This is a genomic window from Cupriavidus sp. MPR-AND1C, from assembly GCF_058809705.1.
In genome coordinates this window covers 1-14,849 of record NZ_JBXASU010000135.1, presented here as the reverse complement: position 1 = coordinate 14,849, position 14,849 = coordinate 1, and the positions used below count along the sequence as shown (strand labels likewise).

The following is a 14,849-nucleotide window of genomic DNA, read 5'->3' as shown; positions in this document are numbered from 1 at the left end:
CGCCACGCCCATCCCCGCACCGCCGCCGCAGTCCTTGCCGCAGCAGCAGTCCCAGGGCGGCAACGAACCTATCTCCGCTAAAGACTGATTTGTAACAGCGCTGCGCCAATTTGTTTACGTTACTTTCAGCGGTTTACGCCGGCGGTGCCTAACTGTGAGCCGCGTAACAACGTATTAGGTGGACCAACTTTCCAGCCTGGCGTGCGCTCTAATCCTTACCAGTCCACCGAGACGAAAAAGGAGCAAAGACATGCAAGGCAATCTCAAGGCACGTTCGATCCGGAATTTCATGGCCGCTTCGGCGGTGTTCCTGGCGATGGGTGGCGCAGCTTTCGCCCAGACCACTGCCCCCGCCGCGCCGGGCCCGGGACCCCAGGCGGGTATGCGCCACCATATGGAGCATGGCGGCGGCATGTGGTTCAAATCGATCGATACCGACGGCGATGGCACGATCTCCAAGGCGGAGGCCGACGCGCTCTTCAACAAGATCGACACCAATCACGACGGCAAGCTCGACAAGAGCGAACTGGCGGCCTACCACAAGGCGATGATGGAGCAGCGCCGTGCCGAGATGCGGGCCGAGCTCGATGCCCGCTTCAAGGCGGCCGACAAGAATGGCGACGGTGCGCTGACCAAGGCAGAGGTGCAAGCCGGGATGCCTCACCTGGCTAAGCACTTCGACCAGCTCGACACCAACCACGACGGCAAGCTGACGCTGGACGAGATCCACGCTGGCATGCAGAGGATGCACGAGCAGCGCATGCAGCGGATGCCCCGCGGTAGCCAGTCCAACCCGGCAGCGCCGTCGAGCAGCGGTGGCTGATTGAGGCAGGATCCACGGCGCGTCGCGCCGTGGGCAGATGAAAAAAGCGCGACCGTTGCCGGCCGCGCTTTTTTTTTTGCTCCGTGGCTGGCGGCTCTTGCCAGTGTTGGCACCATCCTTGCCTTCCGAACGCTCGACCTGCCAGATCAGCGAATAGTCCGCGCCCCTGAAGGCCGGAACGTCCGGGGCGATCCGGCCGCATTTGCCATGGCAGTCTCTGACGCCCCGTTCCTGTGCATGGGCTGTACGCCGCGGCGGCATCTTGCACCCGGAAGGCGATCGCGCAGGGCGAAATGAAGCTGGAGGAGACAGGTCGCCATAAAAAATTGCGTACTTGTGCACGGTTTGCTAAATTTGCGCAAAAAAATTGCCGACAAACATATTGCGGAGCAACAATATCGTGAGCAAGGTGGAGCTGGACAAGATCGACAGGAAGATCCTGGAGGTGCTGCAGACCAACGGGAGGCTGACCAACCTGGAAGTGGCCGAACGCGTGAACCTGTCACCCAGCCCGTGCCTGCGGCGCATCCGCCGGCTGGAGGAGGTTGGCGTGATTCGCCAGTACGCGGCGCTGCTGGAACCCGGCCGGATCGGGCTGGGGCTGTTGGCTTATATCAATGTACGGCTCGAGAAGCACGGGGGCGCGCCCAAGGGCAAGGCGCCGCTGGACTTGTTCCGCGCGGCCATCGAGATCTGGCCGGAAGTGGCCGCCTGCCACGCCATGACCGGGGAGATGGACCTGCTGCTCAAGGTCTACGTGGAAGACATGGAGCATTTCGCACGCTTCATGAAGGACCACTTGCTGGCCCATCCCGCGGTCATCGACGTACGATCGAGCTTCGCTCTCGAATGCATCAAGGACACCACGGCCTTGCCGGTACCAGGGGGCTGAGGGCCTCGCGGTTATCGCCGGCACCAAAGAAAATGGCGCGCCGGGCGGGCGCGCCGTGGGTGCAATGCCGGCAGGCTTCGCTCAGGCGGTGTGCTTTTGCGGCACCATCGAGCGCCAGAAGCGCAGGCCGAAACGGCGCGCATCGCGCAGGTTGCGGCGCAGCATGTAGTCGAGGTCGGCAACCTGCTCGTCGAGCGCCTCGGTCAGGCGGCTGACGGTATCGGCAGGCGGCAGTTCAAGGTAGGCATCGGCCTCGCCGTACGCATACTGCACCTTCATGCCGGCCTTTTTGGCAATGTGCATCATGGCGGCATTGCGCGACAGGCAGTGCATGTACAGGGTGCGCACATTGCTGTTGCGGCCGTGCATGGCCGCACGCTCGAACAGCGAGCTGCCTATGCCGCGGCCACGTGCGCTCTGCGACACGGAGACGCCGAACTCGGCGACGCGGCCTTGCGTGTTGTCGCGCAGGTTGGCAAAGTGGCCCACGCCAATCAGTTCCAGGTGCTCGTCGTACACGCCGAACACGGTGTCGTGGTCGAAATCGATGCTGTCGACGTAGGCTTCGATCACATGATCGCCAACCGACTGGCCAAAACGGAGCAGGCGATCCTCCTCGCCCAGGGCGAGGAAATGCTTCAGCAGGCGCGAGCGATGATGCGCAGCCAACTCGCGCACCAGGGTGGCGGGGCGATGCGAGGCTTGCGTTGCTGCGGCTGCACGGCGGAGATCTTCGTCGGATACGGCCCCGACGGCCTTGCTCAGTTCGAGCGGATTCACTTTGTTTTCCTTGCGACGTAATCAGGTATAAAAATAGCACTCAGCGGGTGTTCGTCCATGCACTTTCGACAAATCGGCCTGAGTACAAGGGCAAACACTATCTTGCTGCAATGCAAAAAGTATTGTAGTGGATTTGTCAGTTCCACGTAAGGTGAGCCTCGCATCAACCTTGTTCGATTTTGTAAATTCCAACTAAATCTATATAAATCAATGGGTTGTTTGGTGCTTTAAGCGCGCTTTCCGCCCGGCGGTGTGGGTTTGCTGCAACGCCGCATATCCGCTTTTTCCGTGCTGGGGCGTGAGATCGGCCCCTGCCTCGGGGTGAAGCAGCCCCGGTTATTCGCAGTTCAAAGTGTTCTAGGCGCATCTTTCGGCCTCGTGGCGACTGTTGCGCAACCGATTTTTCAGGATTTTTCGTGGACCCCAAGGCCGAGCCCCCGATTCTCGTTATCTACGCCCACCCCAGGCCGCACCTGTCGCGCGTCAATCGTCCGCTGGCGGCGGCGCTGGAAAGCCTGCCCGGCGTGACCGTGCACGATCTCTACACCAGCTATACCGACTACGACATCGATGTGGTAGCCGAGCAGCGCGCGCTCGCGCGGGCCGGTACGCTGGTGCTGCAGTTCCCGGTGCAGTGGTACAGCATGCCGGCGCTGCTCAAGCTGTGGGTGGATGACGTGCTGGAGAGCGGCTGGGCTTACGGCCCCGGCGGTACGGCGCTGCGCGGCAAGTCCATGCTGGTGGTGGCCAGCACCGGTGGCCACGCCGACTCCTACGGGCCCGACGGCACCCATGGCCACAGCATCGAGGAGTACATGCTGCCGCTGGAGCAGACCGCCGTGCTGTGCGGCATGAGCTGGCTGTCGCCGCTGGTGCTGCACGATGCCAACCAGGCTGATGCCCAGGCGCTTGCCGGCCATATCGGCCGGGTCACCGGTGTGCTGGGCGGCATTGCTGACGGCGCTCGCGGCGTTGTCACCAACGCCGCCGCAAGCTGAGGAGCGCGCCATGGAACAACATGATTTCCTGGTGGCCCTGGTGGTCTTTCTGGTTGCCGCGGTAGTGGCGGTGCCGGTGGCGCGCCGCTTTGGCCTGGGCGCGGTGCTCGGCTACCTGCTGGCCGGCGTGGCGATCGGCCCGTGGGCACTGCGGCTGGTGACCAACGTCGAATCCATCCTGCATTTTTCCGAGTTCGGCGTGGTGCTGATGATGTTCGTGATCGGTCTGGAGCTCGAGCCCAAGAAGCTGTGGGCGCTGCGCCGCGTGATCTTTGGTTATGGCGGCGCCCAGATGGCGGCCTGCGCGCTCCTGCTCGGCGGCGCCGCCGCGCTGGTCGGGGCATCGTGGCAGGTCGCGCTGGTGGCGGGCCTGGGGCTGGCGCTGTCGTCCACCGCGATCGCGCTGGCCACGCTGACCGAACGCAATCTCTTTGGCACGCCGGCGGGTTCCGCCAGCTTTGGCATCCTGCTGTTCCAGGACATTGCCGCGATTCCGATGATCGCGCTGTTGCCGCTGCTGGCTGCCGGTGGCGCCGACGCCGGCGCGTCCGGCGCGGCGGGCTGGCTCGGGGCGGCAAAGGCGGTCGGGGTGATCGGCGCCGTGGTGGTGGGCGGGCGCTATCTGGTCCGCCCCGCGCTGCGCTTTATCGCGCGAACCGACATGCGCGAGATGTTTACTGCCTTCGCACTGCTGCTCGTGGTGGGCATCGCGCTGATGATGGACGCGGTGGGATTGTCGATGGCGCTGGGCACCTTCCTGGCTGGCGTGCTGCTGGCGGACTCGGAGTACCGCCATGCGCTGGAAGCCGACCTTGAGCCCTTCAAGGGCCTGCTGCTGGGCTTGTTCTTCATGGCGGTAGGCATGTCGATCGACTTCGGCGTACTGATGCATGCGCCGGTGCGGGTGGCTGCCCTGGTGATTGGCTTCGTGCTGCTCAAGACGCTGGTGCTGGCCTTGCTGGCGCCGCGCTTTGGCATCGCGCGCGGCCAGTGGCTATTGTTCGCGCTGCTGATTTCACAGGGCGGCGAGTTCGCCTTCGTGGTGTTTGGCGTGGCGGGTGGCGCCGGCTTGCTGCCGGCACGCACCGAGGCGCTGCTGGTGCTGGTGGTGGCGCTGTCGATGGTGGCCACGCCATTGCTCCTGCTGGCCTTCGACCGGCTGGTGGCGCCCCGGCTGGCCCGCCTGGCGCGGCGCCCGGACGACGTGATCGCGCCGCAGGACAACCCCGTGCTGATCGCCGGCTTTGGCCGCTTTGGCCAGATCATCGGCCGCCTGCTCTATGCGCAAGGGATCGGTGTGACCGTGCTGGACCATGATCCCGACCAGATCGAGTTTCTGCGCCAGTACGATTTCAAGGTGTTCTATGGGGACGCCACACGCATGGACCTGCTTGAATCCGCAGGCGCGGAGCGGGCCCGCATCCTGGTGGTGGCGATTGATGGCATGGAGGACAGCCTCGCGCTGATCGACAGCGTGCGAGCGCGTTTCCCACACCTGCAGATCTACGCGCGGGCGCGCCATGTGTCGCACGTCTACCAGCTCAAGGACCGCGGCGTGCATCTGTTCGAGCGCGAAGTGTTCGAGGGCTCGCTGTTGCTGGGCCGTCGCGTGCTGGAGGGGCTGGGCTACGATCCCGTGCAGGCACGCTCGGTCGCGCTGCGCTTTCGCCGGCATAACATCGCGGCGATCGAGCGCTTCTACCCGCACTACACGGACCAGAAGAAGCTGGTCTCGCTGGCGCGCCAGGCGCGCGACGAGCTGGAGGAGATGTTCCGCCAGGACCGCGATCAGCGCCGCCAGCGGGAAGAGGAAGACTGGTCCTGAGGTGCCGCGCCGGCGCTTCAATGGCGCCGGCATTGCCTATGAATATGTGTTACTCGACACCGCGCAGCCGCGCCGCGGGTTCTGCGCGGGCGCCAGGCAGCCCGCCCGCCAGCAGGTCGATCACCATCTCGGCGAACTCCGCGTACGACAGCTTGCCGCCCGGCTTGAGCCAGGTGAAGGTCCAGTTGATCATGCCGAACACCGTCATCGTCAGCGCGGCCTGGTTGTCGCGGGTGACGCGCTCGGGATAGGCCCGGCGCAACTGGCGGGAGAAGGCGGCTACCACATCGCGCTCGCGCTTGAGGATCTGGTCGCGCTGCTCCTCGGCGAGGAACTTGACGTCGTTGATCAGGGCGACATGCCGGGTCTGCGAGGTCTCGTACTCGGCCAGGAAGGCCCGGATCAGGTTGGAGAAGCTATCCAGCTCGCTGCGTCCCTGGCGTTCCGCTTCCGCCTCGACCTCGGTCACGATCAGCATCAGCCGGCGCGTATAGCGGTCGAGCAGGTCGAACAGGATCGCCTCCTTGCTCTCGTAATAGTGGTACAGCCGGGCCTTGGAGGTGCCGCAGGCGGCAGCCAGGTCGGCCATCGAGGTGCTGGGGTAGCTGCTGGCGGCAAAGGCGGCGGCAGCCAGGTCCAGGATCTGCTCGCGCTGCGCCTCGAAATCGGGTGCCTTGGTACGGGCCATGGAGACCTTCTCTTTTTTCTTTTTACTCGCCGCCGGCGGACAGGTTGCGGCGCAGCTCGCAGGTCTGCAGCGATTCGGCGTTGCCGCGCAGCACCAGCTGGCCGGCGCCGATCAGCTCGCGGCAGCGCCAGAACACAAACCAGTCGCTGGCCAGCAGGCCTTCGATGGCGCCCATCACGCCGCCCACCACTTGCGCGGCCGGCGCCCATTCCAGCGGGGCGCGCTCCAGGATCACTTCATCGACCGTGTGGTAAGCCGCGGGCACCAGCGTATTGCCCTTCCACAGGCGCACGTCGGCGTTTTCCTTGACGTTCTGCTGCCACTCATAGCCCAGCCGGCCCAGGCGCAGCACCGAGACCGGGGCGATGGTGGAGAAGCGCCGCGCCAGCCGGGCCGCGGGATACATGCCGATAGCGGCCAGGTTGCCGCGCGCGGGCGCTTCCAGCTCGCGCAGGTCCATGGCCACTTCATTGATGCGCTGGGGCGACTGGTAGAGGTGGAACACCACCCGGCGCAGCATCAACTGGTCGGAAGCGCTCTGGCCATGCCAGATGGCAACCTCCAGCTCATCCTTGCGCAGGCCATGCAGCTGGTCCAGCGCCTGATGCATTTCCGCGGCGAAGTCGATGTCGCTGTGCGGCGCCACGCGCTGCCAGAAACCAGAGCGGATGAGCCCGCTGCTATCGACATCGGCCAGCGGCCCGACGGCGAGATCGTCGCGAAGCACGACGACCGGGTCGGGCCTGGCGGCCTGAGCGAGGGCTTGCCGTAGCGTGTTGCCCGCTACGTCGCCGTTGACGACATGGATGTATTGCATGGGCGTGATTGTATATGGATGCGACCGGCGTAAGGCACGAAACGCGGCGGCTGAGCCGCAACGCTCGGTGCGCTGGCGATCCTTCGTCCGCTGGAAGCGGCGTCTGGCATACACAACGGAAATAGTCGGTGCCCTCGCGGTCTATATAGGTAGACCGTCCACCGTTTCGGGACGTTGGCGTCGGAGCGCCTGCGTGCATGGAGCTTGATTCTGCACAAGGCGCCGTACCGCGTAAACGCCAACCATGGCGTTTAGCCGCAACGCCCGTCCAAAGGAGGCAATCATGCCGTGCGCTCGCCTCGGGCGGGCCCGCGTCAAGGGTTTCCGGCGCTGGCTCGTTCGCTTCAGATGTCTGGCGCCATCGGCGTTAGCCGCGCTGGTAGCGTTCCAGTCACCACTTGCCGCCGCCAATGAGCTCAGCATGGTCCGGCAAGCATTCGCGCAGCAGGTGTCCCGCCATCTCAGTCTCCCGGCGGCCGTCGCCGTGCGGTATGCCGGCTTGCTGGCGTCCGCGCTACAGGCAGACGGGCGAGAGGCCGATGCGGGTGACTGGGCTGTGCTGGTTGATCGCAACCCGCGCGTCCAGGCCGCCATGCTGTTCGCGCGGCCCGCCGACGATGCGCCCTGGCAGTGGGTGGGCGCCGCGCCCGTCTCGACAGGCAAGCCAGGCGCTTTCGATCATTTCATTACCCCGACCGGTGTATTCAGCCACAGCATGGACAACATGGATTTCCGCGCCGAGGGCACCTACAACGAAAACGGCATCCGCGGCTACGGCGTCAGCGGGATGCGCATCTATGACTTCGGCTGGGTCGATGCCCAACGTGGCTGGGGCAAGGGCGGGGAGAGCCAGATGCGCTTGCAGATGCATGCTACCGATCCGGACCGGCTTGAATCTCGGCTGGGCCACCCGGCCTCCAAGGGATGCGTGCGGATTCCCGCCACCCTGAATCGCCTCCTTGACCACTATGGGCTGCTGGATGCCGACTACCTGGCGGCTGCGCAGCGCGGCGACTCGCTCTGGGTCCTGGCGCCGGGCCGGGCGCCGGTGGCCCGGCCCGGGCGCTACCTCGTGATTGTGGACTCGGGCGCGCATGGAACGTCTGCGTCGCGCGGGGGCGAGTAGTATCGAATCCGGCGGAATGCGATGTCGCATCCGCCACTATCCGTTGTTCTTCTGGAGAAAATGGCAATGACGAATACGGCTTATAAGAAGATTGTGGTGGCAGTGGATGGCAGCGCAACCTCCGACCTGGCGCTTGCCGAGGCAATCCGGATCGCGGGCACCGGGGGCGCGCAAGTCCTCGTCTTGTATGTCGTGGACAACGGCCAGCTTATGTTCGATGTTGAGTATTACGACCCGACGCCCGTGCTGCAAGCGTTGGCTGACAGCGGCGAACGTGCACTGGCGGCCGCTGCGCAACGCCTGAGCGTGCAGGGCGTGCCCCACGAAACGCGGCTGGTCACCCAGCAGGCCGTTGGGGGCGACATTGCCAGCGCGGTAAACGATGCCGCTGCCGAGTGGGGCGCAGACCTCATCGTGATCGGCACCCACGGCCGGCGTGGCGTGCGCAGGCTGGTCCTGGGCAGCGTGGCCGAGTCCGTGATCCGGCAGGCCAGCGTGCCGGTGCTCCTGGTGCGCGGCCAGGCGGCGCAAGGCTGAGCCTTCAGCCTGCGAATCGGATGTGCCCGCTGCGCAACAGGATTTCCCGCGCCTGGGTGAGTTCAAACAGGCTCTCGGCAATGTGTTCGATACGCTGCCGATGGCTGGTAAACGCCCGTACCAGGTCCTCCTCGCGTGGGGAGCGGGCGCCGAAATGGGTCTCGAGCGCCTCGGCCGTGATCGAATACAAGGTGGGTTGCCCGTTGACAGTGGCGGGGCAGGAGAGGGTCAGGCTAGCCGCACAGTAGGTGGGAACGCTGCGGGGAAAGGAAACTTCGGGCATGGCGTGCCTCACACCGGTCACTGAGGAATGGAACCATTCTAGGAGATGGTTCCGATCCGCGATGAACGCAGAGTGCTGGGCTTTGACCGCCATCAACCCGGATATGGCACATGCGGCTCGTTGGGCTTGGGCTGGCCGCCAGCCAGCCGCTGCACGGCGGCTACGGCTGAGTGGGTGGCGCTGATCAGGGTCGAGGCGAAGCCGGCCTGTTCAACCAGAAACCGGTCCAGCGGTGCGGCGGAATCGGGCTGGAACCCGCTTGCAAGCGAAGTCACGCCTGCGCCGGGGTTGGCCGCCAGGTCGGACAGCTGTGCGGCGAGGCCTTGCAGGACCGCCTGCGTGGCCGGTTCCGGCTGGCTTTTGCCCGCTTCGGCCTCTAGCCCGGCACGCACCAAGCCAGCCAGTGCCGCCATGCGCCGCAAGCCCAGGTGCAACTGGGTGTACTCGCGGGCCAGTTCCGGAGCGAGCTCTGCCACGCCCTGTTGCAAGGTTTGATCCGCCCGGCTGGAGGTACGCCCGGCCGCCATGCGCAAGGCTTCCAGCCGTGTCTGCGTCGGCGCGGGCGAGCGGGTGGGCGAGGTCGTGAACGCGCTGGCGCCGGCGAATGCTGCGCGCAGGTACGCTGTGTTTGCCGCCAGCGCGTCGAGGCTATGGCGATAAACCCGCGATAGCTCGGCGCGCGGCGCAAGCACGTAGTAGGTGGCCAGGGCGATCAGGCAGCCCAGCGCCGTATCGATGCCCCGCAGCGCGGCAAAGTGGCTGCTGTCCGCCGCTGGGGCCCCGACCCACGAGAACAGGATCACCGCGGGCGTCAGGCACATCGCGAAGGCACCGGGACTGCCTGCGAGCCGGCACGTGTAGGCGGCCGCCAGGCAGGCCGCGCTGATTGCCAGGGCCAGCGGCGCCGATGGGTGAGCCAGGCCGATGGCACAGGCCAGCAGCGCGCCGGCCAGGGAACCCGCGAAGCGCAGGAACGAGATCCTGCGGGTGGTTTGCAACTGAGGGCTAAGCACCATGATGACGGTGACCGCCACCCAGTATCCGTGATCGACTCTCCAGAACTGCGCCGGCATCAGGCTCAGGCCGCCAGCCAGCGCCAGCCGCACCGCATGGCGGGCCACGCGGGCATCGCGAGCGGTGTGCTCCGCAACCACGGCGCGCCAGCGTTGCCATGTCCGGCGCAAGGCGCGCCGCGGCCAACGGTACTCGCGGCGCCAGTCGCCGAAGGCCGGATAGCGGGCCAGTGCGCTCAGCGCAGCCTGGTACAACGGCGGCGCCCCGGCATTGGCCAGCGGCGCATGCAGGCGGCGCAGTTCGCCAGCCAGCGCCGCGCATAGCGACGGCAGGTCAGGCGCGCGATGCGCCAGACCTTCGCCGACCTGCTCCCGGACATCGGTGACGCAGCGCAGCAAGTGGCGCAGCGGCAGGTGCTCTGCACTGCCAGCGTCACCGGCTTTGGGGCCTGTGTCATCGGCCCGGCTGCGCAGTTCGGCGGCAACGATCAACAGGGCGAACATGGCATCGGCCAGGCTCACCACATAGGCATAGTGCATCAGCCCAAGCGGGTCCCGCAGGCTGCGCCGCATGTTGATCGCCTGATGCGCAGCCTCGATACGCTCGCGGATGTCGCGCTTGATGGCCGTCGCGTCGCCCACGGGCGCATCGGCCGCCAGATCGGAGGCAAAACGCAGCAACGCATCGAACACCGCCAGTATCTCGGCGCGCGGCCGCGTGTCGCGAGCGGATCGGATGAGAGCCAGGCTGACGACGCAGGCGAAGACTCCACCGAGCAGGAATTCCTGGCTGCGGGCCAGCACACGCGCGGCCAGTTCGGCCCCGCCCGCTGGTTGCAGGCAGGAGGCGATCAGCACCACGTAAAGCAGCTTGGCCGACAGCGCAGGCACGGGGCCGCGGGTCTCGGCCAGCCCGGCGGCCAGCCCGGTGAAAAGCACCACGGCGAGCGCCGTCCATGGCGTCACCGCCGCAGCGGTGCCCAGGGCACATGCGGCCGCGCCGCCAATGCCGACAGAGCCCAGTGCCGCCAGCCGTTCGGCGGCGGTGCCGCGGCGGTCGGCCAGGCAGGTCCAGATCGAAGCCGTTGCCGCCCACAGATAGCCAGCTTCCCCGGTGAGCCATCCCGTGCCGGCCAGGACCAGGAACGAGAAGGCGTAGACCAGGCCTCTTTGCAACATCGAGGCATCGGGGCGGGGCAGGCGCAGCGCGGAAATCATGTCAGCAAGGAGGGTGGGCGCTGCGAGGCGGAGATCCGCCCTGCCAGGCGCAAGGGACAGGCTGACTCTACGGGATCGAATGTTGCGTCGCAACATTTAGCGCGAAATCCGGGGTTTTACACCGGAGCGGTGCGGTTTGGCCTTCTCATGGTGCAGCGCCTGGGCTTCTTTGGTGCGCTGGGCAGAATCGACTGCAGGCTTTGCTGTGAGCCACCACAGCAAGGGCAAACCACGCGGACTGGCAAAACGCGGACAAAAAAAACCCGCGCAGTTTCGTGCGCGGGCTGGAATCCACCGAGGTGGTGGAGGAGACAGACTCCACTATATATGATTTGTTGCGTCGCACCAAGCGGCATGCAGGCCAAGCGTGTCTGGCTTCACAAACATGTTGCATGTGAGCAACAAAATTGCAGCGCAATACATTGAAAACTGGTTTTTTCTCTCTTTTTGCCCTGTTTTCATCGAGCGTTTGTTGACGATTCGCCGGCTTTTATCGCGGTACGGCGTGCCCGTTTCAGCGGAAGAACAGGTAGGCGATGCCGACTGCGGCGCACAATCCCACAAGATCGGCGAACAAGGCGCAGGCAAGCGCATGCCGCGTGTTGCGGATGTTGACGCTGCCGAAGTACACGGCGAGCACATAGAAGGTGGTCTCGGTCGATCCCTGGATGATCGCGGCGAGCTTGCCCTGGAAGGAGTCGACGCCGTAGGTGCTCATGACGTCGATCATCAGCCCGCGGGCGCCAGCGCCGGACAGGATTTTCATCAGCCCGACCGGCAGCGCGGGGACGAAGGCGGTATCGAGGCCCAGCCAGGCAAAAGCGGCGCTCAGGCCCCGCATCAGGACATCCATGCAGCCGGTCACCCGAAACAGCCCGATCGCCACCAGGATCGCAACCAGATAGGGAATGATTTGCACCGCGACGCCAAAGCCTTCTTTGGCGCCGTCGATGAAGGCCTCGTAGACGTTAATGCCGCGTACGGCGCCGCAAATCAGGAAGACCACAATCAACGTCAGGATGAAGCCGCTGCCAGCCAGCGCGGTGGCGGTGCTCACCTGCTCCGGGGGCGCGTGCCGCAGCCAGAGGAAGACTCCGCCGACAGCCGCCGCCAGCAGCCCGAAGGCGGCCAGCACGGCCGGCTTGAGCACGTTGAGCCGCTGCGCCCAAGCCACTGCCAGCAAGCCTGCAACGCAGGACACGCAGGTGGCGAGCAGGGTAGGAAGGAAGATATCCGCGGCATTGAACCCGACCAGGCCTTGCTTGACGGCGATCGCTTGCCGCATGGCGATCACCGAAGTCGGGATCAGCGTCAAGCCAGCCGTGTTCAGCACGATGAACATGATCTGCGCGTTGCTGGCTGTGTCAGCGCGCGGATTGAGTGACTGCAACTCCCGCATGGCATTGAGGCCGAGCGGCGTCGCCGCATTGTCGAGCCCCAGCATGTTGGCCGATACATTCATCATCATCGCGCCCTGGGCCGGGTGGCCCTGCGGAACGCCGGGGAAGAAGTGGCGCAAAAGCGGATTGACCGCCCGCGCAAAGACGTCGACTACGCCGGCGCGCTCGCCAATGCGCATGATGCCCAGCCATAAGCTCATGACGCCCGCCAGGCCAAGCGAAATCTCGAACGCGGTGCGTGCGTTGTCGAACAGGCTCGCGAGCATCGCCGGAAACACCGCGGTATCGCCTGTCGCCACACGAATGCAGGCGACGACGAAGGCGAGCAGGAAGAAGGAGAGCCAGACCAGGTTAAGAGCCATCGGCGAATCGCAGGCGGGGTTTGGGAGAGCCTACGCATCATAGCCTGCCGGACCCGTGCCCATGGCACATGGGCGGCGCGTTGTGCCAGGGCCGGCGCGCCCTGGCGTCAGCCTTGGCACTGGCAATGTGTGTTGCGTAAAAACCGTACCGCGCCGGTATACAATGCGGACAATGCCGCCGCGATCGCATTGCCCCTCAGTCTTCCGGGCCAGCGCCGCGGTCCCTTGTCCCTTTGACATTCGTCCGCGATGGCACGCACGCGCGCCACACCCGAGGACAGTGTCTCGCCGACCCAAGCCAGAATCTATGTCCGACGCCCATGGTACCGAACACGCACTTCCTGGTTCGGATTCCGCTGGCGCCAGTCTTGGCGCCCAGCACTCCCCATTGTTTGCCCTGGTGACCGATACGTTGCGTGAGCGCATCCTCGGTGGGCAGTACAACCAGGGCGAGCGCCTGGTCGAGAACAAGCTATCCACTGAACTGGGCGTGTCGCGCATCCCCGTGCGGGAAGCGCTGCGCGCGCTTGCCGCCGAAGGCCTGGTGCGCATCGAGCCCCGGCGGGGCGCCTCGGTGGCGACGCTGTCGCCGAACATTGCCAAGGAAATGGTCGAAGTGCGGGCCACCCTGGAGGGGCTTAACGCCAAGCTGGCTGCCCAGCGCCGTGATCCCGCCTTGATCGCCGAGCTCGGCGAAGTGCTGCGCCAGGGCACCGAGGCCGCCGCGAGCGGACGCTCGGAGCGCTTCATCGAATTGAACACCCGCTTCCATGAGGTGCTGGGCAATATCGCGGCCAATAGCGTGCTGCAGGATATGGTGCGTACGCTCAGGGAGCGCACGGGCCTGCTGTTCGCGCCGGCCAACGTGACGCGTGCCCGGCAGAACTGGGAAGAGCATGCGCAGATTCTGCAGGCCGTCATCGCCGGCGATGCGGATCTTGCGGCGCTGTTGGCGACCCGGCACGTCTATAGCGCTGCCAAGGCAGCCGAAGATGTGGCCGAGGCCGCCGCCACAGGTTCCTGAGCACTGGTAGATAGTATTCGATATACGAAATCGATCCCGCGTCAAGTCAAGTCAGCACCCGCCGCTGCCATGGCGCTGCTTTTCGTTGATTTCATTGGTATTTCTGGGCATTCCGGCAGCAATGTCATGCCCCGGAATGGGGCGTTTTCAAGCCTCGGCATGACGCAGTGCACCAAAATTCGGTATACTGTCGATCCTGATGAACCACAATAGGGATTGACCATGGACTACCCGACGCCCGCCTATTTCCGGCAGTCGGTTGGCCAGCAACTGCTGGCCCACTATGCCGAGCGCGACGCTGTGCGCCATTGCACCCCGCTCCTGCCTATCCGCTGGCCCAGCCTGCGCCCCTTGTTCCACCGCCAGTGCGTGCGCGACCAGAAGGCGGTTTGAGTGCATCGCCTAAGATAGCGCGGCCCCGCGCGCCGCCAGCAGGGCGCGCAATATAGAGCGGTGGCATCGCTCCTCGTGTTCGCAATAACAGCCAATCGAGAAATTCGTTTGCTGTGACATCGCGGCCAGTAGATCCAATGTCCTGCTGGCTTCCGGGCGCGCCATTTCCGCACGAAAGTGCCGCTCGAATGCCCGCCATGCCTTTTCATCCCCCCCGGCCTGTATGTCCAGGGCCTGCGCAACCAGTTCGGCGGAGGGCGACAGGTTCGGAAACCACACATCGTAGAAGTCACGCTTGGCGAACTCGGCTTTCGGCACGCCCCGGGGCGGCCTGCGTACGGTGCCGATGCGGATTCCCTCGTCGGGCTGTCGGGGCGAGCCGAGCTTCACGATGCGAATGGTCATGCAAGTTCCTCCTTCTATATAGAGTGACCCGCGGGTGTAGCGGATTTCGTCGTGCGCCCCCCCGGGCCTGTGCTGCGGCCATAGTTTGCCGCAGCCAGGTGGCTGCCGGCTAGCGCCGTGGTTCGGTGGTGCCAACCGGCCTACATAAGTCTTTTGCGACACTTTTCTGTCGACACCAGAATCATTTCAGAAAACGCTTGCCAAGGCCGAGGGGGTCCCCTATGATTCGCCCCCTCGCAACACGAAACGCCGCTGCAAAGCAGAC

The 14,849-nt window shown here is 65.3% G+C and carries 15 protein-coding genes; 8 read left to right on the top strand and 7 right to left on the bottom strand.

Annotated elements, in window-relative coordinates:
- Nucleotides 1–250: 250 nt before the first annotated feature.
- Both AC1RWI_RS35810 and AC1RWI_RS35805 read left to right on the top strand, forming a co-directional pair.
- The gene (locus AC1RWI_RS35810) at nt 251–823 is read left to right on the top strand and encodes an EF-hand domain-containing protein (protein ID WP_492870689.1); all 573 of its coding nucleotides are present in this window, start codon (nt 251–253) and stop codon (nt 821–823) included.
- Nucleotides 824–1,223: 400 nt separating this feature from the next.
- A complete protein-coding gene (locus tag AC1RWI_RS35805; RefSeq protein ID WP_043352404.1) occupies nt 1,224–1,715 on the top strand; it encodes an Lrp/AsnC family transcriptional regulator in 492 nt (163 codons plus the stop codon).
- Between the two features lie 81 nt (nt 1,716–1,796).
- Here the strand turns inward: AC1RWI_RS35805 and AC1RWI_RS35800 are convergent, their stop codons facing one another.
- Complete coding sequence (locus AC1RWI_RS35800) at nt 1,797–2,495, bottom strand: GNAT family N-acetyltransferase (protein ID WP_043350415.1); 699 nt, start codon at nt 2,493–2,495, stop codon at nt 1,797–1,799.
- 416 nt (nt 2,496–2,911) lie between these two features.
- Here AC1RWI_RS35800 and kefF point away from each other — a divergent pair, with 416 nt between their 5' ends.
- Both kefF and kefC read left to right on the top strand, forming a co-directional pair.
- On the top strand, nt 2,912–3,493 hold the full coding sequence (gene kefF / locus AC1RWI_RS35795; protein ID WP_043350409.1) for a glutathione-regulated potassium-efflux system oxidoreductase KefF: 582 nt from the start codon (nt 2,912–2,914) through the stop codon (nt 3,491–3,493).
- 10 nt (nt 3,494–3,503) lie between these two features.
- Entirely contained in the window at nt 3,504–5,318 is a 1,815-nt protein-coding gene (kefC, locus tag AC1RWI_RS35790; RefSeq protein WP_043350408.1) for a glutathione-regulated potassium-efflux system protein KefC, read from the top strand.
- Nucleotides 5,319–5,367: 49 nt separating this feature from the next.
- On the opposite strand, the gene AC1RWI_RS35785 is transcribed toward kefC, so the two are convergent.
- Complete coding sequence (locus AC1RWI_RS35785; RefSeq protein WP_043350405.1) at nt 5,368–6,006, bottom strand: TetR/AcrR family transcriptional regulator; 639 nt, start codon at nt 6,004–6,006, stop codon at nt 5,368–5,370.
- Between the two features lie 22 nt (nt 6,007–6,028).
- Nucleotides 6,029–6,823: a DUF1835 domain-containing protein gene (locus AC1RWI_RS35780; RefSeq protein WP_043350404.1), complete on the bottom strand. Its 795-nt coding sequence runs from the start codon at nt 6,821–6,823 to the stop codon at nt 6,029–6,031.
- Nucleotides 6,824–7,106: 283 nt separating this feature from the next.
- On the opposite strand from AC1RWI_RS35780, the gene AC1RWI_RS35775 reads away from it, so the two are divergent.
- Together AC1RWI_RS35775 and AC1RWI_RS35770 are read left to right on the top strand one after the other, a co-directional pair.
- Nucleotides 7,107–7,949, top strand: coding sequence for a L,D-transpeptidase (locus AC1RWI_RS35775; RefSeq protein WP_492870688.1), 843 nt, complete (start codon nt 7,107–7,109; stop codon nt 7,947–7,949).
- 66 nt (nt 7,950–8,015) lie between these two features.
- Nucleotides 8,016–8,486 carry a universal stress protein gene (locus AC1RWI_RS35770; RefSeq protein WP_492870687.1) on the top strand — a complete coding sequence of 157 codons (471 nt, stop codon included), beginning with the start codon at nt 8,016–8,018 and terminating at the stop codon, nt 8,484–8,486.
- Nucleotides 8,487–8,490: 4 nt separating this feature from the next.
- Here the strand turns inward: AC1RWI_RS35770 and AC1RWI_RS35765 are convergent, their stop codons facing one another.
- The 3 genes from AC1RWI_RS35765 to AC1RWI_RS35755 form a co-directional block, all read right to left on the bottom strand.
- Nucleotides 8,491–8,769 carry a DUF1488 family protein gene (locus AC1RWI_RS35765; protein ID WP_043352399.1) on the bottom strand — a complete coding sequence of 93 codons (279 nt, stop codon included), beginning with the start codon at nt 8,767–8,769 and terminating at the stop codon, nt 8,491–8,493.
- A 92-nt stretch (nt 8,770–8,861) separates the two neighbouring features.
- Nucleotides 8,862–10,961, bottom strand: a complete 2,100-nt coding sequence (locus AC1RWI_RS35760; protein ID WP_492870686.1) for an FUSC family protein — start codon at nt 10,959–10,961, stop codon at nt 8,862–8,864.
- 553 nt (nt 10,962–11,514) lie between these two features.
- The gene (locus tag AC1RWI_RS35755; RefSeq protein ID WP_492870685.1) at nt 11,515–12,762 is read right to left on the bottom strand and encodes a nucleoside recognition domain-containing protein; all 1,248 of its coding nucleotides are present in this window, start codon (nt 12,760–12,762) and stop codon (nt 11,515–11,517) included.
- Nucleotides 12,763–13,069: 307 nt separating this feature from the next.
- Here AC1RWI_RS35755 and AC1RWI_RS35750 point away from each other — a divergent pair, with 307 nt between their 5' ends.
- Together AC1RWI_RS35750 and AC1RWI_RS35745 are read left to right on the top strand one after the other, a co-directional pair.
- Nucleotides 13,070–13,786 carry a GntR family transcriptional regulator gene (locus AC1RWI_RS35750; protein WP_492870684.1) on the top strand — a complete coding sequence of 239 codons (717 nt, stop codon included), beginning with the start codon at nt 13,070–13,072 and terminating at the stop codon, nt 13,784–13,786.
- A 222-nt stretch (nt 13,787–14,008) separates the two neighbouring features.
- A complete protein-coding gene (locus tag AC1RWI_RS35745; protein WP_173430694.1) occupies nt 14,009–14,179 on the top strand; it encodes a hypothetical protein in 171 nt (56 codons plus the stop codon).
- 9 nt (nt 14,180–14,188) lie between these two features.
- Here the strand turns inward: AC1RWI_RS35745 and AC1RWI_RS35740 are convergent, their stop codons facing one another.
- On the bottom strand, nt 14,189–14,584 hold the full coding sequence (locus AC1RWI_RS35740) for a DUF488 domain-containing protein (RefSeq protein WP_492870683.1): 396 nt from the start codon (nt 14,582–14,584) through the stop codon (nt 14,189–14,191).
- Nucleotides 14,585–14,849 lie beyond the last annotated feature (265 nt).

Bases quoted from the DNA above. Each gene is read 5' to 3' on its own strand.
- AC1RWI_RS35810 (WP_492870689.1), top strand. From the start codon at position 251: ATGCAAGGCAATCTCAAGGCACGTTCGATCCGGAATTTCATGGCCGCT.
- kefC (WP_043350408.1), top strand. From the start codon at position 3,504: ATGGAACAACATGATTTCCTGGTGGCCCTGGTGGTCTTTCTGGTTGCC.
- AC1RWI_RS35785 (WP_043350405.1), bottom strand. From the start codon at position 6,006: ATGGCCCGTACCAAGGCACCCGATTTCGAGGCGCAGCGCGAGCAGATC.
- AC1RWI_RS35780 (WP_043350404.1), bottom strand. From the start codon at position 6,823: ATGCAATACATCCATGTCGTCAACGGCGACGTAGCGGGCAACACGCTA.
- AC1RWI_RS35775 (WP_492870688.1), top strand. From the start codon at position 7,107: ATGCCGTGCGCTCGCCTCGGGCGGGCCCGCGTCAAGGGTTTCCGGCGC.
- AC1RWI_RS35770 (WP_492870687.1), top strand. From the start codon at position 8,016: ATGACGAATACGGCTTATAAGAAGATTGTGGTGGCAGTGGATGGCAGC.
- AC1RWI_RS35765 (WP_043352399.1), bottom strand. From the start codon at position 8,769: ATGCCCGAAGTTTCCTTTCCCCGCAGCGTTCCCACCTACTGTGCGGCT.
- AC1RWI_RS35760 (WP_492870686.1), bottom strand. From the start codon at position 10,961: ATGTTGCAAAGAGGCCTGGTCTACGCCTTCTCGTTCCTGGTCCTGGCC.
- AC1RWI_RS35755 (WP_492870685.1), bottom strand. From the start codon at position 12,762: ATGGCTCTTAACCTGGTCTGGCTCTCCTTCTTCCTGCTCGCCTTCGTC.
- AC1RWI_RS35750 (WP_492870684.1), top strand. From the start codon at position 13,070: ATGTCCGACGCCCATGGTACCGAACACGCACTTCCTGGTTCGGATTCC.
- AC1RWI_RS35745 (WP_173430694.1), top strand. From the start codon at position 14,009: ATGGACTACCCGACGCCCGCCTATTTCCGGCAGTCGGTTGGCCAGCAA.
- AC1RWI_RS35740 (WP_492870683.1), bottom strand. From the start codon at position 14,584: ATGACCATTCGCATCGTGAAGCTCGGCTCGCCCCGACAGCCCGACGAG.